Origin of the sequence: Bradyrhizobium sp. SZCCT0231, from assembly GCF_018130245.1 — a bacterium.
Lineage (GTDB): Bacteria > Pseudomonadota > Alphaproteobacteria > Rhizobiales > Xanthobacteraceae > Bradyrhizobium > Bradyrhizobium japonicum_F.
In genome coordinates this window covers 262,575-284,263 of the sequence record NZ_JAFCKP010000003.1, presented here as the reverse complement: position 1 = coordinate 284,263, position 21,689 = coordinate 262,575, and the positions used below count along the sequence as shown (strand labels likewise).

Annotated in this window: 21 protein-coding genes; 9 read left to right on the top strand and 12 right to left on the bottom strand. The window is 65.0% G+C overall.

What is annotated here, in order from left to right; genetic code table 11:
- Nucleotides 1-2: 2 nt before the first annotated feature.
- From JQ566_RS11715 to cysG, 6 genes are all read right to left on the bottom strand, one after another.
- Nucleotides 3-1,004: a sulfate ABC transporter substrate-binding protein gene (locus JQ566_RS11715; protein WP_212372383.1), complete on the bottom strand. Its 1,002-nt coding sequence runs from the start codon at nt 1,002-1,004 to the stop codon at nt 3-5.
- Between the two features lie 108 nt (nt 1,005-1,112).
- On the bottom strand, nt 1,113-1,838 hold the full coding sequence (locus tag JQ566_RS11710; RefSeq protein ID WP_212372382.1) for a phosphoadenylyl-sulfate reductase: 726 nt from the start codon (nt 1,836-1,838) through the stop codon (nt 1,113-1,115).
- Complete coding sequence (locus JQ566_RS11705; protein ID WP_212372381.1) at nt 1,835-2,350, bottom strand: DUF934 domain-containing protein; 516 nt, start codon at nt 2,348-2,350, stop codon at nt 1,835-1,837. Before JQ566_RS11705 ends, JQ566_RS11710 begins: the two co-directional genes overlap by 4 nt.
- Nucleotides 2,337-3,992, bottom strand: coding sequence for a nitrite/sulfite reductase (locus JQ566_RS11700; RefSeq protein WP_212372380.1), 1,656 nt, complete (start codon nt 3,990-3,992; stop codon nt 2,337-2,339). The genes JQ566_RS11705 and JQ566_RS11700 overlap by 14 nt, the downstream gene beginning before the upstream one ends.
- 16 nt (nt 3,993-4,008) lie before the next feature.
- Nucleotides 4,009-4,317 (bottom strand): DUF2849 domain-containing protein, encoded by a 309-nt coding sequence (locus JQ566_RS11695; RefSeq protein ID WP_212372379.1) that lies wholly within the window; start codon nt 4,315-4,317, stop codon nt 4,009-4,011.
- The gene (gene cysG / locus JQ566_RS11690) at nt 4,314-5,738 is read right to left on the bottom strand and encodes a siroheme synthase CysG (protein WP_212372378.1); all 1,425 of its coding nucleotides are present in this window, start codon (nt 5,736-5,738) and stop codon (nt 4,314-4,316) included. The genes JQ566_RS11695 and cysG overlap by 4 nt, the downstream gene beginning before the upstream one ends.
- Nucleotides 5,739-5,983: 245 nt before the next feature.
- On the opposite strand from cysG, the gene cysD reads away from it, so the two are divergent.
- The 4 genes from cysD to JQ566_RS11670 all read left to right on the top strand — a co-directional run bounded on the left by cysD (nt 5,984) and on the right by JQ566_RS11670 (nt 11,658).
- A complete protein-coding gene (cysD, locus tag JQ566_RS11685) occupies nt 5,984-6,778 on the top strand; it encodes a sulfate adenylyltransferase subunit CysD (RefSeq protein ID WP_212372377.1) in 795 nt (264 codons plus the stop codon).
- A gap of 19 nt (nt 6,779-6,797) precedes the next feature.
- Nucleotides 6,798-8,714, top strand: a complete 1,917-nt coding sequence (cysC, locus tag JQ566_RS11680; RefSeq protein ID WP_212372376.1) for an adenylyl-sulfate kinase — start codon at nt 6,798-6,800, stop codon at nt 8,712-8,714.
- A gap of 299 nt (nt 8,715-9,013) precedes the next feature.
- A complete protein-coding gene (locus JQ566_RS11675) occupies nt 9,014-11,179 on the top strand; it encodes a malate synthase G (protein ID WP_212372375.1) in 2,166 nt (721 codons plus the stop codon).
- Between the two features lie 278 nt (nt 11,180-11,457).
- On the top strand, nt 11,458-11,658 hold the full coding sequence (locus JQ566_RS11670) for a CsbD family protein (protein ID WP_212372374.1): 201 nt from the start codon (nt 11,458-11,460) through the stop codon (nt 11,656-11,658).
- A gap of 208 nt (nt 11,659-11,866) precedes the next feature.
- On the opposite strand, the gene JQ566_RS11665 is transcribed toward JQ566_RS11670, so the two are convergent.
- Nucleotides 11,867-12,517, bottom strand: coding sequence for a DUF2865 domain-containing protein (locus JQ566_RS11665; RefSeq protein WP_212372373.1), 651 nt, complete (start codon nt 12,515-12,517; stop codon nt 11,867-11,869).
- Nucleotides 12,518-12,534: 17 nt separating this feature from the next.
- A complete protein-coding gene (locus JQ566_RS11660; protein WP_212372372.1) occupies nt 12,535-13,308 on the bottom strand; it encodes a L,D-transpeptidase in 774 nt (257 codons plus the stop codon).
- A gap of 208 nt (nt 13,309-13,516) precedes the next feature.
- Here JQ566_RS11660 and JQ566_RS11655 point away from each other — a divergent pair, with 208 nt between their 5' ends.
- From JQ566_RS11655 to JQ566_RS11635, 5 genes are all read left to right on the top strand, one after another.
- Nucleotides 13,517-14,629 carry an AI-2E family transporter gene (locus JQ566_RS11655; RefSeq protein ID WP_212372371.1) on the top strand — a complete coding sequence of 371 codons (1,113 nt, stop codon included), beginning with the start codon at nt 13,517-13,519 and terminating at the stop codon, nt 14,627-14,629.
- 78 nt (nt 14,630-14,707) lie between these two features.
- A complete protein-coding gene (locus JQ566_RS11650) occupies nt 14,708-15,079 on the top strand; it encodes an ElaB/YgaM/YqjD family protein (RefSeq protein ID WP_212372370.1) in 372 nt (123 codons plus the stop codon).
- 84 nt (nt 15,080-15,163) lie between these two features.
- The gene (locus tag JQ566_RS11645) at nt 15,164-15,619 is read left to right on the top strand and encodes a hypothetical protein (RefSeq protein WP_212372369.1); all 456 of its coding nucleotides are present in this window, start codon (nt 15,164-15,166) and stop codon (nt 15,617-15,619) included.
- 188 nt (nt 15,620-15,807) lie between these two features.
- Nucleotides 15,808-16,950 (top strand): OpgC domain-containing protein, encoded by a 1,143-nt coding sequence (locus tag JQ566_RS11640; protein WP_212372368.1) that lies wholly within the window; start codon nt 15,808-15,810, stop codon nt 16,948-16,950.
- Nucleotides 16,951-17,160: 210 nt separating this feature from the next.
- Nucleotides 17,161-17,769, top strand: coding sequence for a TetR/AcrR family transcriptional regulator (locus JQ566_RS11635; RefSeq protein ID WP_212372636.1), 609 nt, complete (start codon nt 17,161-17,163; stop codon nt 17,767-17,769).
- Here the strand turns inward: JQ566_RS11635 and JQ566_RS11630 are convergent.
- From JQ566_RS11630 to ureE, 4 genes are all read right to left on the bottom strand, one after another.
- Nucleotides 17,766-19,424 (bottom strand): CHASE domain-containing protein, encoded by a 1,659-nt coding sequence (locus JQ566_RS11630; protein ID WP_212372367.1) that lies wholly within the window; start codon nt 19,422-19,424, stop codon nt 17,766-17,768. The two genes, JQ566_RS11635 and JQ566_RS11630, sit on opposite strands and share 4 nt — an antisense overlap.
- 299 nt (nt 19,425-19,723) lie before the next feature.
- Nucleotides 19,724-20,347 (bottom strand): urease accessory protein UreG, encoded by a 624-nt coding sequence (gene ureG / locus JQ566_RS11625; RefSeq protein WP_212372366.1) that lies wholly within the window; start codon nt 20,345-20,347, stop codon nt 19,724-19,726.
- 40 nt (nt 20,348-20,387) lie between these two features.
- Entirely contained in the window at nt 20,388-21,116 is a 729-nt protein-coding gene (locus JQ566_RS11620) for an urease accessory protein UreF (protein WP_212372635.1), read from the bottom strand.
- The gene (gene ureE, locus JQ566_RS11615; protein ID WP_212372365.1) at nt 21,097-21,678 is read right to left on the bottom strand and encodes an urease accessory protein UreE; all 582 of its coding nucleotides are present in this window, start codon (nt 21,676-21,678) and stop codon (nt 21,097-21,099) included. Before ureE ends, JQ566_RS11620 begins: the two co-directional genes overlap by 20 nt.
- Between the last annotated feature and the right edge of the window lie 11 nt (nt 21,679-21,689).

Here is a 21,689-nt window from a genome sequence, read left to right as displayed (position 1 = left end):
GATCAATTCTTGTAAATTTGATCGAAAACGCCGCCGTCGGCAAAATGTTCCTTCTGGGCCTTGGTCCAGCCGCCGAAGACGTCGTCGATCGTGAACAGCTCGACCTTGGCGAAGGCATTCTCATACTTCTTGGCGATTTCGGCATCGCGCGGGCGGTAGAAGTTGCGCGCGGCGATCTCCTGCCCTTCCTTGGTGTACCAATATTGGAGGTAGGCGTCAGCGGCGTTGCGGGTGCCTTTTTTATCGGCGACCTTGTCGACGATGGCAACCGGCGGTTCGGCGAGGATCGACTGCGGCGGCGCCACGATCTCGAACTTGTTCGCGCCGAACTCCTTCAGAGCAAGGAACGCCTCGTTCTCCCAGGCGAGCAGCACGTCGCCGACGCCGCGCTCGACAAAGGTCACGGTCGCGCCGCGCGCGCCGGTGTCGAGCACCGGCACCTGCTGGTAGAGTTTTCCGATGAAGTCCTTGGCCTTGTCGGCCGAGCCGTATTTCTTCTGCGCAAAGCCCCAGGCTGCAAGATAGTTCCAGCGCGCGCCACCCGACGTCTTCGGATTCGGCGTGATCACGGCAACGCCCGGCTTGATCAAATCGTCCCAGTCCTTGATGCCCTTGGGATTGCCCTTGCGCACCAGGAACACGATGGTCGAGGTGTAGGGCGACGAATTCTGCGGCAGCCGCTTCTGCCAGTCGGCGGCGATGAGGCCCTTGCCGGCGATCGCATCGATGTCATAGGCGAGCGCAAGCGTCACCACATCGGCCTGCAAGCCGTCGATAACGCTACGCGCCTGCGACCCGCTGCCGCCATGCGACTGCTTGATCTCGACGCTCTTGCCGGTCTCCTTCCGATAGGCGGTCGCGAATGCCTTGTTGAACTCGCCATAGAGTTCACGCGTCGGATCGTACGACACGTTCAAAAGATTGATGTCAGCGGCGAGAGCCGAGCTTGCCCAGAGGAGTCCTGCCGCGAGCGGAACGATACGGCGCATCATGTCCATCTCCATTCACCTCGACGGCATCGGCGCCGTCGACGGCAGGCATAACTCGGGGCGAAACGCTCTTAAGTCAACGGAACCGGATTTTCTTGTTTGAAGACAAGCAGACTGACTGTGCTACGAAATCTTCATGGTGTGGATGCCGCATTCTGTCTTCGCCCGGCCGCGCCAGCGACCGGCGCGCGCATCCTCGCCCTCGGCCGTTCTGCTGGTGCAGGGCATACACCCGACCGACAGGAAACCGGAGGCGGCCAATGGATGACGCGGCAATTTGGCGCGGGTGAAGATCGCCTCGATCTCCTCGCGCGAGACATTGGCGAAGGGATTGAACTTCAACCGCGCGCCGTCGTCCTCGACGACCGGGATCTCGGCGCGCGCACTGCCCTGGAAACGCTTGCGGCCGTTGAGCCAGGCATCGAACGGTTTCAGCGCACGCGCCAGCGGCTCGACCTTGCGGATGCGGCAGCAGGCGTCGGGATCGGAAAACCAGAGGTCGCGGTCGGGATCTTCGCGCGACAGCGTCTCCTCGGCAGGCTTGATCGAGCGGACGTCCTTCAGGCCCAGCGTCGCAATCAGCGTATCGCGATAGGCCAGCGTCTCCTCGAACAACCAGCCGGTGTCGAGAAAGATCACCGGGATCGCCGGATCGACGTCCGCCATGACCTTCAACAGTGTTGCCGATTCCGTGCCGAAGGACGACACCAGCGCAAGCCTGTCGCGCCCGACCGTCTTCAACGCGGCAGCGATGATTTCGGCGGGCGAAGCATCGCGCAGGGCGCGATCGAGCTCCTCCGCCGAAGGCCGCGCAGACACGGACGAAACCTGAGGCGCGATCGCGCTCACGTGCCGACACCTTCCGAGTGACGCAACTGCATGCGCCGGTGCAGCGCCGTGATGCGGCCGTCGCCGGTCGGCTGGTAGAACACCGAATAGCGCTTGGCGGTCTGCATGAAGGCTTCCGCGTCGGCCTGCTTCTTGACCTCGAAGGCATCGAAGCCGGCACGCAGCATGAACACGAACTGGTCGCGCAGCACCTGACCGGTCGCACGCAGCTCGCCGCGATAGTCGTAACGTTCGCGCAGCAGCCGCGCCTGGCTGTAGGCGCGCCCGTCGCGGAAGGTCGGGAACACCAACGCGACAGCGGCGATCTTGCCGAGATACGGCACGAGCTCGGCGATGTCGCGATTGTTCGGCCAGATCACGCCGACCTTTCCGGCACGCTCGAGGAAGCCCTCGGCATCGCCGAGGAAGCGCTCGGCCGGCACCAGGATGTCGCCGCCCTCGGGCAGCGGGGTATCGACGGCAAGCTTGACGAAGCTGTCGTCGACGATCTTTCCGCCGTTAACGAGTGGCATAGACGCGCTCCTTGAAGGGTTCGACGCCGAGGCGCTTCACCGTGTCCATGAACAGCTCTTCGGGCCGCTCGCGCAGCGCGAGGTAAGCCTCCACGATGTCCTCGACGACGTCGGCGACCTCGTCGAACTTGACGCCGGGGCCGATCAGAGTGCCGAGCGCGGCGTTCTCGTCGGCACGGCCGCCGATGGTGATCTGGTAGACTTCCTCGCCGTTCTTCTCGACGCCGAGAATGCCGATATGGCCGACATGGTGATGGCCGCAGGCATTGATGCAGCCGGAGATGTTGATGTGCAGACGGCCGATGAGATTGGCCAGCTCGTGATTGGCGAAGCGCCGCGTCAGCTCCTGCGCGATCGGGATCGAGCGCGCATTCGCCAGCGAGCAATAATCGAGCCCGGGGCAGGCGATGATGTCGGTAATCAGGTTGACGTTGGGCGTTGCGAGGCCAAGCTTGTCGAGCGCCTTCCACAGCGCCGGCAGGTCGCGCTTGGCAACGTGCGGCAGCGCCAGGTTCTGCTCATGGCCGACGCGGATCTCGCCGAAGGAATATTTGTCGGCGAGATCGGCGAGCACATCCATCTGCTCGGCCGTGGCGTCGCCCGGAGGCCCGCCGGTCGGCTTCAGCGAGATCGTGACGATCGAATAGCCCTGCACCTTGTGTGGAGCCACAGAGTTCTTGCGCCATGCCTCGAAATCAGGGTCGGCCGCGGCCTGGCGCAGCTCGTCCGGCATGTGCGGCAGCTTCTCGTAAGAAGGATAGGTGAAGCGCGAGCGGATGTCCTCGATCACCTCGTCGTCGATCTGGAGCGAGGAGTTGCGGATCTGCTGCCACTCTTCCTCGACCTCGCGGGAGAATTTTTCGATGCCGAGCTCGTGCACCAGGATCTTGATGCGCGCCTTGTAGATGTTGTCGCGGCGGCCGTACTGGTTGTAGACGCGCAGGATCGCCTCGATATAGCTCAGGATATCGCGGCCATGGACGAAGTGCTTGATGGTCTTGCCGATGAACGGGGTGCGGCCGAGACCGCCGCCGACCAGCACCTCGAAACCGGTTTCGCCCTTCTCGTTCTTGATCAGCTTGAGGCCGATATCGTGAACCTTGATCGCGGCGCGGTCGTGCTCCGACGCGGTGATCGCGATCTTGAACTTGCGCGGCAGGAACGAGAATTCCGGATGCAGCGTGGTGTGCTGGCGGATCAGCTCCGACCAGATCCGGGGATCCTCGATCTCGCCCGGCGCGACGCCGGCCCACTGGTCCGAGGTGACGTTGCGCATGTTGTTGCCGGAGGTCTGCATCGCGTGGATGCCGACCTCGGCGAGATCGGCCAGCGCATCCGGCAGGTCCGAAAGCTTGATCCAGTTGAACTGGATGTTCTGGCGCGTGGTGAAATGGCCGTAGCCGCGGTCATATTTGCGCGCGATATGGGCAAGCGCCCGCAACTGGTTCGACGCCAACGTCCCATAGGGGATCGCTACGCGGAACATGTAGGCGTGCAGTTGCAGATAGACGCCGTTCTGCAAGCGCAGCATCTTGAATTCGTCCTCGGTGAGCTCGCCCGAGAGGCGGCGCTGCACCTGGTCGCGGAATTCCGAGACGCGCTCATTGACCAGCGTGCGGTCGATTTCGTCGTAAGCGTACATGAAAAGTGCCTTGAACCTAGACCGGCAGATCGATGGTTACGCCGGTGCGACGGATCTCTTCGCGCAGATTGCCCGGCAGGATCTTGCCGGCATCGTCGACCTGCACCGGCGCGATATAGGGACCGATCGCGCCGACGTCATCGGCCACAGACTCAGCAAGCAACGCTTTCGCCTCGTCAGCGTTTCTCACGATCGCGGCATCGGCGAGTTGCTCCGACCAGTCCTTTGCGGCCGTGCGATAGATCACGACGCCATCCCAGGTGCGGTTGGCGGTCACGATGGAGGGGCCCGTGATTTTCAGTTTTTGTTGCAGAGGGGAAGTCATTCGGCAGCATCCAGGAGGTCAGAGATGATTTGTTCGGGTGTCGGGCGGCGAAGCGAGCCGGCATGCCGGACCACGTCACCGATGATGAGGATGGCGGGACCGCCATGGATCCGCCGCACCAGCTCGGGCAGGTCGCGCAGCGTACCGATCGCGCCTTGCGCATCGGGCCGCGTGACACGGGCGAACACGCCGACCGGCGTCTCCGGCGAGCGGCCGGCCGCGAACAGGCCCTCGCGTATCGCAGGCGCTGCGGTCCTGCCCATGTAGACCACGACCGTCATTTTGGTGTCGGTCAGCGTCGACCAGTCCACATTCTCGGCATCGCGCGCCTTGTGCGCGGTGAGGAAGGTGATGCGGTTCGCTTCGTGACGATAAGTGAGCGGCACCTCGAAATCGGCAGCGCCACCGAGCCCTGCGGTGATGCCGGGAATGATCGAATAGGCGACGCCGGCGGCGCGCAGCGCCTCAACCTCTTCGCCGCCGCGGCCGAACACGAAGGGATCGCCGCCCTTCAGCCGCACCACACGCTGGCCTGATTGCGCGGCCTCGATCATGCGCTTGTTGATGGCGTCCTGGCCGATGCCGGGCTTGCCGACGCGGCGGCCGACCGCAACGCGCGTGGTGTCGCGGCGGATGCGGTCGAGAATTTCGGGCGAGACCAGCTCGTCGTGGAAGACGATGTCGGCGTTCTGCAACGCCCGCAGCGCCTTGATGGTGAGCAGATCGGGATCGCCGGGACCGGCACCGACCAGCGCGACCGAGCCTTCCGGCTTGTCGGCGCGCGCGAATTCGGAAGGATCGGAGATCGCCTTGAGCGATGCGTCCGCTTCGTTCTTGCGGCCGGCGAGCACGGCGGCACCGATCGGGCCGTCGATGACGCGCTCCCAGAAGCGGCGGCGCAGCGGAAACTCGGCGATGCGCTCGTTGATGGATTTGCGGAAGGTGCCGATGAACTCGGCGAGCTCGCCGATGCGCGCCGGCAACAGCGCCTCGATCATCTCGCGCACGCGCCGCGCCACCACCGGCGAGGCGCCGCCGGTGCCGACCGCGACCACGACGTCGCCGCGATCGACGATCGCCGGGAAGATGAAGCTGGAGTGCTCGAGATCGTCCATGACGTTGACGGGCAGGCCGAGCGCCTTGGCGCGCACCGACATGGCGACGCCGACATCGCCCGCACCCGCGCAGACGATGGCGATGACGCCGGAGAGATCAGCGGTCAGCGGATCGACGCTCGCGGTCTCAACGCGCGCGGTGTCCTCGGAGCCGAGGCCAAAATCCTGATTGCCGTCGATCGCATGCACGCGGACGCGCGCGCCGGCAGCGGCGAGCACGCGCAACTTGGCGCGCAAAAGCTCACCCGCGCCGATGACGACCACCGGACCGGCCTTCAGATCGAGAAACACCGGCAAGAACCGCATGCGATACTCGCTTCCCCCACATCCGGGGTTGACTGGAATTATTTTCTATATATGTGTCGTTTCGAGCGCGCAAAGAGAAAATTTTTTCTTCTCTTCTGCAACGCAACTATAGAATTTTCGCCTCCAAACGCAAAGTGGCAGAGATGCATCTTCTCAAGGACGATTCCGCGCTTGTCGGAGTGAGCAGCCCGGCCTCCGTCAGTCGCTCAGGCTCGCAAGAATTTTCTGCTGATGTTGCGTCCAGCATGGACCATCTCGACCAGCTCGAGGCGCAGAGCATCTACATCTTTCGCGAGGCCTTCGCCCGCCTGAAGAAGATCGCCCTCTTGTGGTCGCTCGGCAAGGACTCCAACGTCATGATCTGGCTGGCGCGCAAGGCGTTCTTCGGCCGCATGCCGTTTCCGGCACTCCATGTCGACACCGGCAAGAAGTTTGCGGAGATGTATCGCTTCCGCGATCATTACGGGAAGGAGTGGGATCTCGACCTGCGCGTCGAGCCCTGCCCACCCATCGATGCCGTCGACCCAACGCTGCCGCCGGCCGCCCGTTCCGCCGCACGCAAGACCGAGGGCCTCAAGATGGCGCTCGCCAAATATGGCTTCGACGGCCTGATCGCCGGCATCCGCCGCGACGAGGAAGCAACCCGCGCCAAGGAGCGCGTGTTCTCGCCGCGCGGGCTCGAAGGCAATTGGGACGTGCGCGATCAGCCGCCGGAATTCTGGGATCATTTCAATGCCTCGCCGCCGCAAGGCGCGCATTTGCGCATCCACCCGATCCTGCATTGGACCGAGGCCGACATCTGGGCCTACACCAAGCGCGAAAACATCCCGATCATCCCGCTTTATCTGTCGCAGAACGGCAAGCGCTATCGTTCGCTGGGCGATCAGGACATCACCAACCCCGTGAATTCGACGGCGTCCAGCATCGACGAGATCCTGATCGAGCTCGAGCAGACCAAGGTGCCGGAGCGCGCCGGACGCGCGCTCGACCACGAGACCGAGGACGCGTTCGAGCGCCTTCGCGTCGCCGGCTATCTCTGATCAAGGACGCGAGCGCGATATGAACATGATCGTCACCCCCGCTTCGCCGGCCACTCCGAACGGCACCACGCGTCCGCAGGTGCGCATCGTCATCGTCGGCCATGTCGACCACGGCAAGTCGACGCTGGTCGGCCGCCTGCTGCATGAGACCGGCAGCCTGCCCGACGGCAAGCTCGAAATGCTGAAAGCCGTCAGCGCGCGGCGCGGCATGCCGTTCGAATGGTCGTTCCTGCTCGACGCGCTCCAGACCGAGCGCGACCAGGGCATCACCATCGACACCACGCAGATCCGCTTCCGCACCAATTCGCGCGACATCGTGCTGATCGACGCGCCGGGCCACGCCGAATTCCTGCGCAACATGATCACCGGCGCCTCGCAGGCCGACGGTGCGGTGCTGATCATCGACGCGCTCGAAGGCGTGCGCGACCAGACCAGGCGGCACGGCTATCTCCTGCATCTGCTCGGCGTGAAGCAGGTCGCCGTCGTCGTCAACAAGATGGACCGTGTCGATTTCTCGTCCGAGCGCTTCAAGGATATCAGCGACGAGATCTCGGCGCATCTCAACGGCCTCGGCGTGAAGCCCACGGCCGTGATCCCGATCTCGGCGCGCGACGGCGACGGCGTCGCGGAGCGCACCGACCGCATCGGCTGGTACAAGGGGCCGACCGTGGTCGAGGCGCTCGATCGGCTCGAGCCGGCGCGTCCGCTCGAAGCGCTGGCGCTGCGGCTGCCGGTGCAGGCGATCTACAAGTTCGACGACCGCCGCATCGTGGCGGGCCGGATCGAATCCGGCAGCCTGGTTGCCGGCGATGAGATCGTGATCATGCCGGCCGGCAAGATCGCCAAGATCAAGACGGTCGAGAGCTGGCCGGTGACGCCGGTGGCGGGACGGCAAGGCGCGGGCCGCTCGGTCGGCATCACGCTCGACCGCGAATTGTTCATCGAGCGCGGCGACATCATCGCACATGCCGGCACCGCCCCGCGCGAGACGCGGCGGCTGCGCGCGCGCATCTTCTGGCTGCACGACAAGCCACTCGCCAAGGGCGACCAGTTGCTGGTGCGCTGCGGTCCGAAGGAAAGCCGCGCCACCGTCGTCGCCATCGAGAAGGCGGTCGATCCCGGCGAATTGTCGAGCAGCGAGAACAAGGCGATCGGCCGCAACCATGTCGGCGAGATCGACATCTCCCTGTCCAATCCGATCGCAACCGATCCCTACACCGAGAATCCGCGCACCGGCCGTCTCGTCATCGAAGTGTCCGGGCGCATCGCCGGCGGCGGCCTCGTGCTGTCGGTCGATGCCGGCCAGCGCGCCGTGCCGGTCGACATCGTGCCGGTGGAATCCGCACTCCGTCCCGACGAGCGCTCGGCGCGCTATCAGCACAACGGCGCCGTGGTCTGGCTCACCGGCCTGCCCGCCTCGGGCAAGTCGACGCTGGCGCGGGCGCTGGAGCGGCGTCTCTTCACCAATGGCGGCTCGCCGATCCTGCTCGATGGCGACACGCTGCGCGCCGGGCTCAACAGCGATCTCGGCTTCTCCGCCACGGATCGCAGCGAGAACATCCGCCGCCTCGCCGAGGTCGCGACGCACCTTGCCCGCAACGGCCATATCGCCATCGTCGCCGCGGTCTCGCCGGCCCGCGAGGACCGCGCCACCGCGCGCCGCATCGCCGACACCGCGTTCCGCGAGATCCATGTCGCGACGCCGGCCGGAATCTGCGAGGAGCGCGATCCCAAGGGCCACTACAAGAAGGCCCGCGCCGGCACACTGGCTTCGTTCACCGGCATCGGCAACGACTACGAAGCACCGCAGGCCGCCGAGCTCGTGATCGACACGTCGAAGCGAACGGTCGCCGAGGCGGCGGACGAGATCGAGCAGATGCTGAAGACGACCGGCGTGCTGTTCGACGAGCTCGTAGACCTCGCCGCGAATATTTGAGGCCGCCCTAATCCCCCGCTGTCGTCGCCCGGCTTGACCGGGCGCCCCAGTATTCCAGAGACAGCATTGAAGTACGGAGAAGCTGCGGCGTACTGGATTCCCCGCCTTCGCGGGGAATGACAGCTGTGCGTGGGGCCGCCCCACACCTCTCCTTGACATTTTGACAAACCCCTGGGGGTCTTCTCACCGCCCCGATTTTGGGGCTAATAGGTCCCCGAAAGCCGCCCCGCGTGGGCGCATTTTGCTGCTGTCGGGTCAAAAGCAGCCAAAAACAGCCATTTCCAACAAGAAAGCCCATCATGAAACGCGTCGACGCCCACGGATTGAAGATCGCTCCCGCCCTGTTTGACTTCATCGCCAAGGAAGCAGCCCCGAAAACGGGGATCGCGCCGGACGCGTTCTGGGCCGGGGTTGCCGCCATCATCACGGAGCTCGGGCCGAAGAACCGCGAGCTGCTGGCGGTGCGCGACACGCTGCAGGCCAAGATCGACGACTGGCACCGCGCGGGCAAGGGCAAGGCGTTCGACCTCGATGCCTACACCGCCTTCCTGAACGAGATCGGCTATCTCGTCCCCGAGCCGGCGACGCAGAAGGTCGAGACCGCCAATGTCGACGAGGAGATCGGCAAGATCTGCGGCCCGCAGCTCGTCGTGCCGCTCACCAACGCACGCTATGCGCTGAACGCAGCGAATGCGCGCTGGGGCTCGCTCTACGATGCCTTCTACGGGACCGACGCGATCCCGCACGACCCCTCCGAGAGCGGCAAGGGCTACAACAAGGCGCGCGGCGACAAGGTGATCGCCAAGGCCAAGGCGTTCCTCGACGCCGCCGCCCCGCTCGCGACCGGCAGCCACACCGACGTCACCGCCTATAGCGTCGTCGCAGGCCAGCTCGCGGTGAAGCTGAAGAGCGGCAACGCCACCGCGCTGAAGAACGCCGCGCAGTTCGCGGGCTTCCAGGGCGATGCGGCCGCGCCGAGCGCGGTGCTGCTCGTCAACAACGGCCTGCATGTCGAAGTGAAGATCGATCGTGGCAGCACGATCGGCAAGGATGATCCGGCCGGCGTCGCCGACATGATCATGGAAGCTGCGGTCTCGACCATCCTCGACATGGAGGACTCGGTCGCCGCGGTCGATGCCGAGGACAAGGTGCTGGTCTACCGCAACACGCTCGGCCTGATGAACGGCACGCTGTCGGCGGACTTCGAAAAAGGCGGCAAGACGCTGACGCGCTCGCTCAACGCCGACCGCGTCTACAAGATGCCGGACGGCAAGGGTGAGCTCAAGCTGCACGGCCGCAGCCTGCTGCTGATGCGCAATTGCGGTCACCACATGTTCACCGACGCGGTGCTGGACGAAAAGGGCGAGGAAGTGCCGGAAGGCCTGCTGGACGCCGCCGTCTCCGGCCTGCTCGCCATTCACGACCTCAAGGGCAATTCGAAGGTCAAGAACAGCCGCACGGGATCCGCCTATATCGTCAAGCCGAAGATGCACGGCCCCGACGAGGTGTCGCTCACCTGCGAGATCTTCGACCGCGTCGAGAAGATGCTCTCGCTGCCCGAGAACACGCTCAAGGTCGGCATCATGGACGAGGAGCGGCGCACCACCGTCAACCTCAAGGCCTGCATCCAGCGCGCTTCCAAGCGCATCATGTTCATCAACACCGGCTTCCTCGACCGCACCGGCGACGAGATCCATACCTCGATGGAAGCGGGTCCCATGATCCGCAAGAACGAGATGAAGGCGCAGGCCTGGATCAAGGCTTATGAGGACTGGAACGTCGACATGGGCCTGACCTGTGGCCTGCCAGGCCACGCCCAGATCGGCAAGGGCATGTGGGCCGCCCCCGACAAGATGGCGGACATGCTGGCGCAGAAGCTCGGCCATCCGCAGGCCGGCGCCACCACGGCCTGGGTGCCCTCGCCGACCGCCGCGACGCTGCACGCGCTGCACTACCACCAGGTCAACGTCATCGCGCGCCAGCAGGAGCTGACCAAGGGCGGTCCGCGCGCCAAGCTCTCCGACATCCTCACCATTCCGGTGTCGAAGTCGAACTGGGCGCCTGACGACGTCAAGCAGGAGATTGACAACAACTGCCAGGGCATTCTCGGCTATGTCGTGCGCTGGATCGACCAGGGCGTGGGCTGCTCCAAGGTGCCCGACATCCACGATGTCGGCCTGATGGAAGACCGCGCGACGTTGCGCATCTCCAGCCAGCATCTCGCCAACTGGCTGCACCAGGGCGTGATCACCGAGACGCAGGTGATGGAATCGCTGAAGCGCATGGCCGTGGTCGTCGACAAGCAGAACGCCGGCGATCCGATCTACAAGCCGATGGCGCCGGCCTTCGACGGCGTCGCCTTCAAGGCGGCCTGCGACCTCATCTTCAGGGGACGCGAGCAGCCGAACGGCTATACCGAATACATCCTCACCGCCCGCCGCCGCGAGGCCAAGGCGCTGGGTTGAGCGAAGTCACTGGAACGTCAAAAGCCCCGGCGCGAGCCGGGGCTTTTTCGTTGGGGCATGGGTAGCCCGGATGGAGCCAACGGGTCGGCGCAAAGCGCCGCCCGATGACAGGCTCCGCGTAATCCGGGACCAGTGTCGCTCGAGGCAGGACCCCGGATTGCGCTGCGCTCCATCCGGGCTGCGAGAGCATCGCACATCGCGGACGAAACATCGCGACAGCCCGCGGAACGGCTGCGCGCGCCTCGCGTTGTCCGGCCATCAACCCATGGGAGATGGTCATGGATTGGAATCGGATCGAAGGAAACTGGAAGCAGTTCAAGGGCTCGGCCAAGGAGAAATGGGGCAAGCTCACCGACGACGACCTCAAATTGATCGAGGGCCGCCGCGAGCAGCTCGAGGGCCGGCTGCAGGAGCGCTACGGCAAGGCCAAGGACCAGGTTCGCCAGGACGTCGACGACTGGCTGGAGTCGCTGCACTAAAGCGCGATGAGATTTGGATGAATCGTCATCGCGCCTTAGGTCTTTGTTTGAGCATGATCTCCGCGCAAGCGCGCTCCGCGTTTGTCGCGCGGAAAACCGCTTCACACTTTTCCGGATCATGCTCTAGCGCGGCACGAACGAAGCCCCGGCTCACGCCGGGGCTTTTTGTTTGGGAGCGGGAGCCGGCGCGATCATGCTCAACGCCGTCCTACTCCTTCGCCACCACCGGGACCCGGCGGAATTTGGCGCGCACCGATTCCGGCAGCGGCGAGAAATTCATCGCGACGCCGCGGCGGTCGTTGGCGTTGCGGCTGGCGACCACGAGGCCGCCGGCGCCGGCGACGATGTCGCCCTTGCGCAGGGTGGGGTCGTCCTCGACCTTGACCTGGGCGAGACCGACCGGGTCCTTGCCGTTGCAGGTGCAGCCTGCCACGATCTCGTTGCGATAGCGGAACGCGTTCGGCAGGTCGAAATAGGACTTTCCGCTCTCCGTCGTGGCGTCGTCGATATTGCTGCCGTAGACCAGCGAGGTTTCGGACGCCGGGCAGAAGCTCTTGCAGGACTGCGCCTTGCTCTCGGCATCGCTTCCCTGCGCCGGGAAATAGCGGCCATCGCAGCCGCGCACGCAATAGGCGGTGCCGCCGCCATAGGCGGCCCGTTGGCGCGGCACGTCGTAGCGCGGCATCTCGTCATTCGGGAACGGCACTCGAATCTGTGGAGGCCGCGCTCCGAACGCGCCGAACAGCGCCGAGAAGAAATCCTCCGCATGCGCCGAGGGCGTCAGCACAAGACCGAAGAAAGCCACGGCAAGCATTGCCGCCGCGCCAACGGCCGGTTTGCCGATCGAGCGTTTACTCATGTGACCTCACTGAACTCCTAGTTCACCGACGACGCCGAAATATTCAGCGCCTGCCGACCCGTAGGCACGACCGTCACGGCCGGACGCTTGCGTACGGGGTCGCCGCCTTTGGCCATCAGCGGAGCGTGCTTCGGCAGCACCACGACCTTGGCACCGACATTGACGCGGTTGAACAGGTCGATGACGTCCTCGTTGGTCATGCGGATGCAGCCGGACGAGACGAACTTGCCGATGGTGGAGGGATCGTTGGTGCCGTGGATGCGGTATTGGCTCGAGCCGAGATACATCGCACGCGCACCGAGCGGGTTGCCGGGCCCGCCGGCGACGAAGCGCGGCAGATAGGGCTGGCGCGCGATCATTTCGGCCGGTGGATGCCAGTCCGGCCACTCGGCCTTCCGGCTGACGCTCTGCACGCCGGACCAGGTAAAACCTTCGCGGCCGACGCCGACGCCGTAGCGGATCGCGCGGCCGTTGCCGAGCACGTAATAGAGATAGGTACTGTTGGTGTCGATGACGATGGTACCGGCCGGCTCGCTCCTGTCGAAGCCGACGATCTGCTTGCGCAGCCGGTCGGGCAACTGGGCGTCCTCGTCGGCGGCCTGCGGCGCCTCGTTGGCGTCGTCCCGAGAGTAACCCTGGTCCTGCGGGTACGCCCGCAGCTGCATCGGCGCATAGCCGAAGGTTTGCGCGCTCGCGGTCCCCAAGGGCACTGCGAGCAGAGCGGTTGCGAAAACGCATGCGGTAACGCCCCGCGGCGAGAAGCTGCGACGGACTGCAAACAACTTTGTCATGTGCTGCCCCGTTGGATGCGTGCATCAGGGTGACGCACTGCCCAACAAACTCCCGCGGCTGGATCGAAGTTCCGGTACAGCGTGCGGCAGCGACGTCACAGTCAAGCGAGCAGCTATTCACGAAGCCGCGATGGAACCGGCACGCCGTCCACGCGTTGTGAGGTCGTCAATGGGCGCGCGGATCGCGTTTCCGTGCGGGAGAGATATTGTGCGCGTCCTTCCCAGCGAGCGTCTGATTCCCGGCAACAGCGAAGACGATCTGCTTCCCGGGGGCCATGCCGAGCTGCCGCCGGTGATCCACCGCACCGAGTTCACCGCCTTTGCGCTCGCAGGCTTGCTGCTGATTGCGGTCGTCACCGTGCTCTATGTCGGGAGGGCATTCTTCCTGCCCGTGGTGATGGCCTTCGTCACCGGCACCATGCTGTCGCCGGCGGCGAGCTTCCTCGAGCGCGGCAAGGTACCCCGCGCGCTCGGTGCCGTCCTGATCGTGGTCGCGGGGACCGCGGTGGTCGCCTTCATCGTGGCGCTGATCGCCTCCCCGATTATGGAGTGGAGCACGCGCCTGCCGGAGCTCGGCGCGCAACTGAAGGACAAGTTGCACGTGTTCGACCGGCCAGTTGCGCTGTGGCGGGAGATGCAAGCCATGCTGGGCGGCTCGGACGAATTGCCGACCTTCCAGATGCCCAATGTCGAGTGGGTGCAGCCGACGCTGGAATTCCTGTCACCGACGTTTACCGAGTTCGTGCTGTTCTTCGTCACCCTGATCCTGTTCATCGCAAGCTGGCGCGACCTGCGGCGGGCCATGATCATGACCTTCAGCGATCATGACGCTCGGCTGCGCACGCTTCGGATTCTCAACGAGATCGAGGTCAATCTCGGCAACTATCTCCTGACCGTCACCCTCATCAATGTCGGTGTCGGCGTCGCCACCGGCCTCATCTGCGCGCTCACCGGAATGCCCAATCCGGCCGGGCTCGGCGCGCTGGCGGCAACGCTCAACTACATCCCGATCATCGGGCCTGTGGCGATGTTCGCGGTGCTGGTCGTGGTCGGGCTGGTCGCCTTTCCGACCATCGGCGGCGGCCTGATGGCCGCGTTCGCCTTCGGCGGTCTCACCTTTCTCGAGGGGCACTTCATCACGCCGACGATCATCGGGCGGCGGCTCGCCCTGAACGCACTCGCCGTGTTGCTCGCACTCGCGTTCTGGACCTGGCTATGGGGGCCGATGGGCGCGTTCCTGTCGTCGCCGCTCCTGATCGTCGCACTGATCCTGAAGGAGCACCTGTTGCCGGAGAATTCGCCGCAGCTCCCGCAAGCCTGACCGGTTTCAGCGAACGGAACTTACCCGTCGACGAAACGTTCTCCGCCCATCTCAGCCGTCAACAGTTCGGAGCTCCTGATGTCCACGACCAATGCCGAAGCCGGGATGAGAGACTGGACCGACAAGGCCAGCAGAGAACGCCTCGAGAAGGATGTAGCAGCCGTGAAAAGCGATATCGCCGCCCTCACCGACCAGATCACCGACGCGCTCAATACTTTTGCCCATTCCACCAGCAAGCAGGCTCGCCGCGGCTATCGCCAGGCGCGCGAGAACATGGATACCGCGATCGACGACATGTCGGAGCGCGGCAGCGCGATGATGGAGGCGGCACAGGACGCCTACGGCTCGATCGAGGAGATGCTGGAAGACACGATCAGGCAGCGGCCGCTCGCGACCGTCGGCCTCGCGCTCGGCATCGGCTTCCTGATCGGCGCCGCCTGGCGCCGCTAAGGTCGCTAACGCGCATCGAAACGGCGGCGCACCGCCGGGGTCGGCCTGTGACGATTCGGCTGGTGGGGATTGAGGAGTAAGGCCATGTTTCAGCGCATCATCGACGGGATCAGTGCATCCACCGGCACGACTGTTCGGCTGACCTCCCTTGCCGCAGGCGCGGCCTTCGCGCTGTTGGTGACGACAGGCTTCCTTTGTGCCGCCGCCTTCATCTCGGTCCTGCAGAAATATGGCCCGGTGCAGGCCTGCCTTACCGGCGCGGGCATCTTCTTCCTGCTGACCCTGGCTGCGGCAGGCTCCTATTGGGGCTACAAGCGCGAGGTGCAGAAGCGCGCCCGGATCGCGGCCGAGCGCGCCGCGAAGTCGGCCGCGCACAGCATGCTTGCAGATCCGATGCTCCTCGCCACCGGACTTCAGATCGTTCGCGCCATCGGGGTCAAGCGGCTATTGCCGATCCTGGCGATCGGCGGTATCGCCCTCGGCATCCTGGCGAGCCGCGCCGGTGTGTCCGAGGAGATGTCGGCCGAACCTGCCGAGTAACGGTCAGAGCGGGTTAGAAAATTTCGTCGTAAGTCCCGCGGGCGCATCTATCCGAATTCGACCCAGGCGACGCCGCGCAATTTTGCGCCATCCGGCACGAATGTCCTGCCGCTCACGGAAACGCTACTCGGATGGGCCGCCGGTTGCCGGTAAAAGCATTACCCTGATTCCAAAAGCTATTTTACTCAATGAAACCGTCCGTCAAGGCGAACCTCGCCGCATTCCAACACGACGCCAGGCTCTATTTGACGCTCGGCATTGCCAATTGGTCGGTGTTCGCCGACCACATACCGAACAACGTCGTCAACCTGCTGACGCTGCGCAATTTCGGCTTCAGCGGCGCGGCCGATCTCTTCGTCTTCGTGGTGGGCTACGGGGTTGCCGTCATCCATGGCAGGATGGCGCTGGAGCGCGGCTACGTGGTCGCGGCGACGCGAATTTTTCGCCGCGTCTGGCGGCTCTACGCCGCTTATGTCGTGCTGTTCGTGATCTATATCGACACCATCGCCTATGTCGCCTCGCAATCGATGGCGCCGGAGATCATCCACGAATACAACATCTCGGGGATTCTCGAGCACCCGCTGCGCATACTGATCCGCGGTCTCGTGCTCCAGGAAGAGCCGCGGAACCTCGACCTGCTTCAGCTGATGATCCCGCTGATGGCCTTCTTTCCGTTTGTGCTGTGGGGCCTGCTGCGGCGGCCCAACGTGACGCTTGCGGCATCGGTCGCGCTGTATGTTGCCGCACGCTGGTTCGACTGGAATTTTCGGGTCTATCCGGACCAGGAATGGACCTTCAATCCGCTCTGCTGGCAGATGCTGATGGTACTGGGCGGCTGGTTCGCCGTCACAGGCGCGCCCGGGCGGGCGCTGCGCGACCTCCCCTGGCTGCGCATGCTCGCAGGGAGCTATCTCGTCTTCGCGATGGCGGTCACCCTGTTGCGCCATTCGCCGGGATTGTCCGCCTATCTGCCTGACCTTCTGCTCGACAGCATCACGCCGACCGACAAGGAGGACCTCGCGCCTTACCGCGTGGTTCACTTCCTCGCGCTCGCCCTCCTCGCGACCCATCTTGTCCCGGCCGATCACCCCGGCCTGCGATTGAAGCCGCTTCAGGCCGTCATCCGATGCGGGGAGGAATGGCTCGCGGTGTTCTGCGTCGGCGTGTTCCTGTCCTTTGCCGGCCACCTCATCCTGATCACCGGGCCCAATCTGGTGGCGATGCAGATCGTGGTGAGCATCGTCGGCTTCGCCGCGATGACCGCGGTCGCCTACTACGTGACCTGGTCGAAGCGGCAGGACCTCCCCGCCGCCTTGCGGCAGCAGGCCTAAAGCGCGATGAGATCGGGCTGAATTGTCATCGCGCTTCAGGTTATTGTTCGAGCATGATCTCCGCGCAAACGCGTTCCGCGTTTGTCGCGAGGGAAAACCGCTACACACTTTCCCGGATCCTGCTCCAGGCACAAAATCGTGTGATTCTGCTAGGCCGAAGGCTGTGGCTGCGCTATGCCGGGAATCTGCGTGAGGAGACCGGGCGTGGCGATGGCGAAAGGCGGGGGTGACGAGGCTGACAGCGCGCCCCGGCGCGGCCGGCCGAGGTCGATCGAGACCAGCAACGCCATTCTCGAAAGCGCCTATGCGCTGATGGCCTCCACCGGCCTTGCCGCCACCACCATCGACGCGGTCGCGCGGCACTCCAGCGTCTCCAAGATGACGATCTACAAATGGTGGCCGTCCCGCGAGGCGCTCTTGATCGACGCCTTTCTTCACCACGCCGCGCAGATGCTGCCGCTGCCGCCGGCGAGCTCCGGCAGCCCCGCGGCGCGCACGCGCCGCCATGCGGCGGCCTATGCCGAGGCACTCCAGGGCGAATTCGGCAAGGTGCAGCTCGCCGTCATCTCCGAATGCATCTCCAAGACCGGCTCGGCAGAGCTGTTCTACGCGCGCTATCTGCAATTCCGCCGCGACGCGCTGGTCGAGATGATCGCCGCGGGCCAGAAGGATGGCAGCATTCTGGTCGGGGGGCCTCCTGAAGATCTCTACGACGCGATCTATGGCAGCCTGTTCTATCGCTACGTTTTCGGCATCGCGCCGGTCACGCCGGCTTACGCGCGTAACCTCGTCGACCTCGTGTTGCGGCCGAAGGGTTAGCTGCGCACAGGCCTGACCGGGGCCGAGATCTTGTCCGTGCGGTCGCGCTCGGACATGTCGACCACCGTCTCCATCGGCGCGGTCAATTCATAGACGTAGGAGACGTCGGTGAAGAAGCGCTTGGCGGTGCCCCCTAACGCCTCGGGCGCGACGCGGTCGAGCAGGATCAGGCCGAAATCGGAATCGGGCCGGCGCGTCGCCTCGCTGGTGTTGAACTCCTCCCAGCGGAAATGGAAGACCTCGTCGCCGTCCTCGCCCGTCACCGTCCAGGCGGCGGTGATATGCGGATGCTTTCCAACCAGCGACAGCCCCTCGTCGGAATGCGAGGCAAGCTCGAAGAACAGCAGCGACAGGCTCTGCGCCGCGCGTGCGCTGACCGCGATATCAGGACCGGTGACGGCGATGCGGTCGGCATGCGGGATGGCGCGCGCCTCGAACAGGCCCTTCAGCTTGACGCCCTGCCACTGGCTCTCGCTGAGCAGCGAGACCACGTTGGACATGGCGTGGATGCGCCCGATCAGGAGCTCGCGCGCGGTGTCGATGTCCGAGCCGTGGCGCAAGGTGCGCGTCACGATCGACTGGATCACCGCCAGGATGTTCTTGACGCGGTGGTTGAGCTCGTCGATCACGGCGGTCAGCCGGCGTTCGAAGCCGATTCTGACCTGGATCTCCCGGCTGAGCCGCAGATTGTTGTAGGCGACATAACCGAACAGGCCGCACACCATTGCCGTGATCGCAAAGCCGATCGCCGCCACGATGATCGCGGTCTGCTCGGCGCGGCGCATCGAGTTGGTCTTTGCGTAATATCCGAGCTGCCAATCACGGCCGCCGAAGCTCACCGTGCGCGTCGCCGACGGCGCCGGCCCGTCCGCCGCCATACGCGTCGAGACCACGCCCTGGTCGTTGGCGATCAGCTCGCCGCCTTCCTTGCGCGGATCCCTAAGCGCGACCGCGAACAACGACATGTCGTCATTGGTCAGCATCAGCGAGGCGAGCTCGTAGGAAAATGTGACGAACCCGGCCGGCTCCGTTGCTCCCTCGGGGATGACGGGCGCAGCCACGATGATGCCGACCGCCCCGTTTCCGCGGATCAACGGCACCGGGTCCGAGGCAACCGACCTCTTATCGGCGCGCGCACGCGTCAGCATCGCACTGCGAATCGGATCCTGATCGTAGCTGCGGCCGGGCAGCGTCTTGGTCTCGTTGCTGCGTGGCTCGAGGTCCATCAACACGTCGATCGGCTGAGTGATTTCGGCCGGATTGATCGGCTTGTCGTCATAGGAGCGAATCTGCGGATTTGGGAAGCCGGCGCCGGCGATGGCGGCTTGCGCCGCCGCAAGCTCGTTCGGCTTCAGCCGGGCGATCCAGCCGGCCACCACGAAATCGGTCTTGAAGGCGTAGATCGCCGAGCGCAGCGGCTCCAGCACGTTCGGCTTGATCACGGATGGCGCGCGGAACAGGCCCGAGGCGACACGCGCGAGCAGCTCCCGCTCGGTGAGGCGGTCCTGAACCAGGCTCGCATGAACGTCGATCGCACGCGCGAGCGCGATACGATCCAGCGCCAGCTCCTGGTCGTGGACGCGATAGGCTGCAAGCCCGGAGAGCAGGACCCCGAGCAGAGCGATGAAGCCGATAATGAAACCCAGCCTGACCACGCGACTACTCAGGCGAAAGCAGGAGGTCGGCAATAAACACAGAGCATATGAACGCCGCTCGAACGGCCATGTGCCGAAACAGGGTCAACCCCAGTGGCGGAGATAATGGAGGAGGAGGCATCAGTACGCAACTTGGGTCGCCTGAAAAGCTTAATCCGCCCGGCCGATGGTCTGGACGGGATGAATTCGCCCCCGGGCGCTGGAGGTAGTTAATCGCCGTGTCCGAAATTTGTTCCGCGGTTGCGGCGTTGCCCGGGCGTTAACGGCGAAAAACGCCTGCGCCAAGTGGTCGCGTCCGGTCAGCCCTGCCGTTTCAGGCCGCCTTTGGCCTCGATGAAGCCGACGATCCGGTCGAGCCCCTCGCTTTTCTTCAGGTTGGTCATGACGAAGGGCCGCTCGCCGCGCATGCGCCTGGCGTCCGTCTCCATCTTCTCCAGGGAGGCGCCGACATGGGGCGCGAGGTCGGTCTTGTTGATGACCAGGAGGTCGGACCGGGTGATGCCGGGGCCGCCCTTGGACGGGATCTTGTCGCCGGCGGCGACGTCGATGACGTAGATGGTGAGGTCGGCCAGCTCCGGGGAAAAAGTGGCAGCGAGATTGTCGCCGCCGGACTCGATCAGCACGAGATCAAGTCCGGGAAACTTGGCGCGCATGTCCGCGACCGCGGCAAGGTTCATCGAGGCATCCTCGCGGATCGCGGTGTGCGGGCAGCCGCCGGTCTCGACGCCGGCGATGCGATCCGGCGTCAGCGATCCCGAACGTACGAGGAACTCGGCATCCCATTTGGTGTAGATGTCGTTGGTGATCGCCGCAATGTCATAGCGCTCGCGCATGGTCTTGCAGAGCAGGTCCATCAGCGCGGTCTTGCCCGATCCGACCGGGCCGCCGACGCCGACACGCAAGGGGCCGTGAGATTTCGACATGTAGCTCGCTCACTCTCGATAGGTTGAAGGCCGCACGGGATCACGACCGAAACAGCCGCGTATATTGCGTCTCGTGGCGCAAGCTGGCGAGATCGGCGCGGAAGGTCGCGCTGCCGAGATCGTCCAACGCCGCGTTCAGCGCGCGATTGGCGGTCGCGGCGACGGCGGCTTCCAGCCTCACCAGAACGCGCTGGCCATCGGTCTGGCCGAGCGGAATGAGCCGGCTGGCCGCGGAAATCCAGTTCGAGACCAGCGCATGCAGGAAGGCGTGCAGCGTCGGCGCCAGCGGCACGGCGTGCTTAGCTGCGACCACACCGACGGCGACCGGATAGACCAGCGGCGTGCTGCATGCCGCGACCGTGGCATCGAGTCCGTCGGCATCCCACGCGGCGCGGGCGATGTCGATGAAGGCGCGGCCCTGCGAGGTCGTCTCCAGTTGCCGCTCGCGCGACGGCACGAAGGCGCTCGCGAGCTCGGCGATCTCGTTCAAAGCGGTCGTCTCGTCCGCTTCCGTGGCGCGATAGGCGTGGACCAGAAACGTCGCGTCACAAAAGCCGGAGCCGTCGCCGAGCATCGCATCGAGCCAATCCGCCAGCGTCGTCGCGTCGGTGATGTCGCCCGCCTCGACCGCCCATTCGAGGCCGCTGGAATAGGAGAAACCGCCGACCGGGAACGCCGGCGACAGCCAGGTCATCAGCCGGTAGAGCGCCGCCGCCTCACCCTCGGCGAGGGCACCGGCTCCGACCGGCTCATTTGTGGTCATGAGCATGCTTGTGGCCGTGGTGATGGTCGGGATGGTCGCAATGCTCGTCGTGGTGATGGTGGTGCTCGTGGCCATGGTCGTGGTGGTGATCGCCGCGATCGTGGTGCGCATGGTCATCGTGCCCATGCGCATGACCGGCGTCGGCGTAGGCGCCGCCCTCGGGATCGAACGGCGCCTCGATCTCGATCACGCGTGCGCCGAGACCCTTCACCATGGCCTCGATGACGTGATCGCGGCGGATGCGCAAGGCCTTGGCCATGATCTGCGTCGGCAGATGACGGTTGCCGAGATGCCAGCCGACGCGAATGAGGTGGTGCGGATCGCGACCGCGGATCTCCAGCAGCGGCTCGGGCGCCGCCACCACCTCGATCAGCCTTCCGTCCTCCAGCACCAGTGCATCGCCGCCCCGCAGCGCAACGGCATGCTCCAGGTCGAGCAGGAATTCGAGCCCCCGCGTGCCCGTCATCGCCATGCGTCGGCGATGCCGGTCGTCGAAATCGAGCACGACCGTGTCCGCTGGCGCTTCCGTGAAGCGGTGCTGTCCCTTGACCTGCGTCGCCCGGATCATGCGTCTTACCT

Coding starts and splice junctions, on each gene's coding strand:
- JQ566_RS11715 (WP_212372383.1), bottom strand. CDS start 1,004: ATGGAGATGGACATGATGCGCCGTATCGTTCCGCTCGCGGCAGGACTC.
- JQ566_RS11705 (WP_212372381.1), bottom strand. CDS start 2,350: ATGCCACTCGTTAACGGCGGAAAGATCGTCGACGACAGCTTCGTCAAG.
- JQ566_RS11700 (WP_212372380.1), bottom strand. CDS start 3,992: ATGTACGCTTACGACGAAATCGACCGCACGCTGGTCAATGAGCGCGTC.
- JQ566_RS11695 (WP_212372379.1), bottom strand. CDS start 4,317: ATGACTTCCCCTCTGCAACAAAAACTGAAAATCACGGGCCCCTCCATC.
- cysG (WP_212372378.1), bottom strand. CDS start 5,738: ATGCGGTTCTTGCCGGTGTTTCTCGATCTGAAGGCCGGTCCGGTGGTC.
- cysD (WP_212372377.1), top strand. CDS start 5,984: ATGGACCATCTCGACCAGCTCGAGGCGCAGAGCATCTACATCTTTCGC.
- cysC (WP_212372376.1), top strand. CDS start 6,798: ATGAACATGATCGTCACCCCCGCTTCGCCGGCCACTCCGAACGGCACC.
- JQ566_RS11675 (WP_212372375.1), top strand. CDS start 9,014: ATGAAACGCGTCGACGCCCACGGATTGAAGATCGCTCCCGCCCTGTTT.
- JQ566_RS11670 (WP_212372374.1), top strand. CDS start 11,458: ATGGATTGGAATCGGATCGAAGGAAACTGGAAGCAGTTCAAGGGCTCG.
- JQ566_RS11665 (WP_212372373.1), bottom strand. CDS start 12,517: ATGAGTAAACGCTCGATCGGCAAACCGGCCGTTGGCGCGGCGGCAATG.
- JQ566_RS11660 (WP_212372372.1), bottom strand. CDS start 13,308: ATGACAAAGTTGTTTGCAGTCCGTCGCAGCTTCTCGCCGCGGGGCGTT.
- JQ566_RS11650 (WP_212372370.1), top strand. CDS start 14,708: ATGTCCACGACCAATGCCGAAGCCGGGATGAGAGACTGGACCGACAAG.
- JQ566_RS11645 (WP_212372369.1), top strand. CDS start 15,164: ATGTTTCAGCGCATCATCGACGGGATCAGTGCATCCACCGGCACGACT.
- JQ566_RS11640 (WP_212372368.1), top strand. CDS start 15,808: ATGAAACCGTCCGTCAAGGCGAACCTCGCCGCATTCCAACACGACGCC.
- JQ566_RS11635 (WP_212372636.1), top strand. CDS start 17,161: ATGGCGAAAGGCGGGGGTGACGAGGCTGACAGCGCGCCCCGGCGCGGC.
- ureG (WP_212372366.1), bottom strand. CDS start 20,347: ATGTCGAAATCTCACGGCCCCTTGCGTGTCGGCGTCGGCGGCCCGGTC.
- JQ566_RS11620 (WP_212372635.1), bottom strand. CDS start 21,116: ATGCTCATGACCACAAATGAGCCGGTCGGAGCCGGTGCCCTCGCCGAG.
- ureE (WP_212372365.1), bottom strand. CDS start 21,678: ATGATCCGGGCGACGCAGGTCAAGGGACAGCACCGCTTCACGGAAGCG.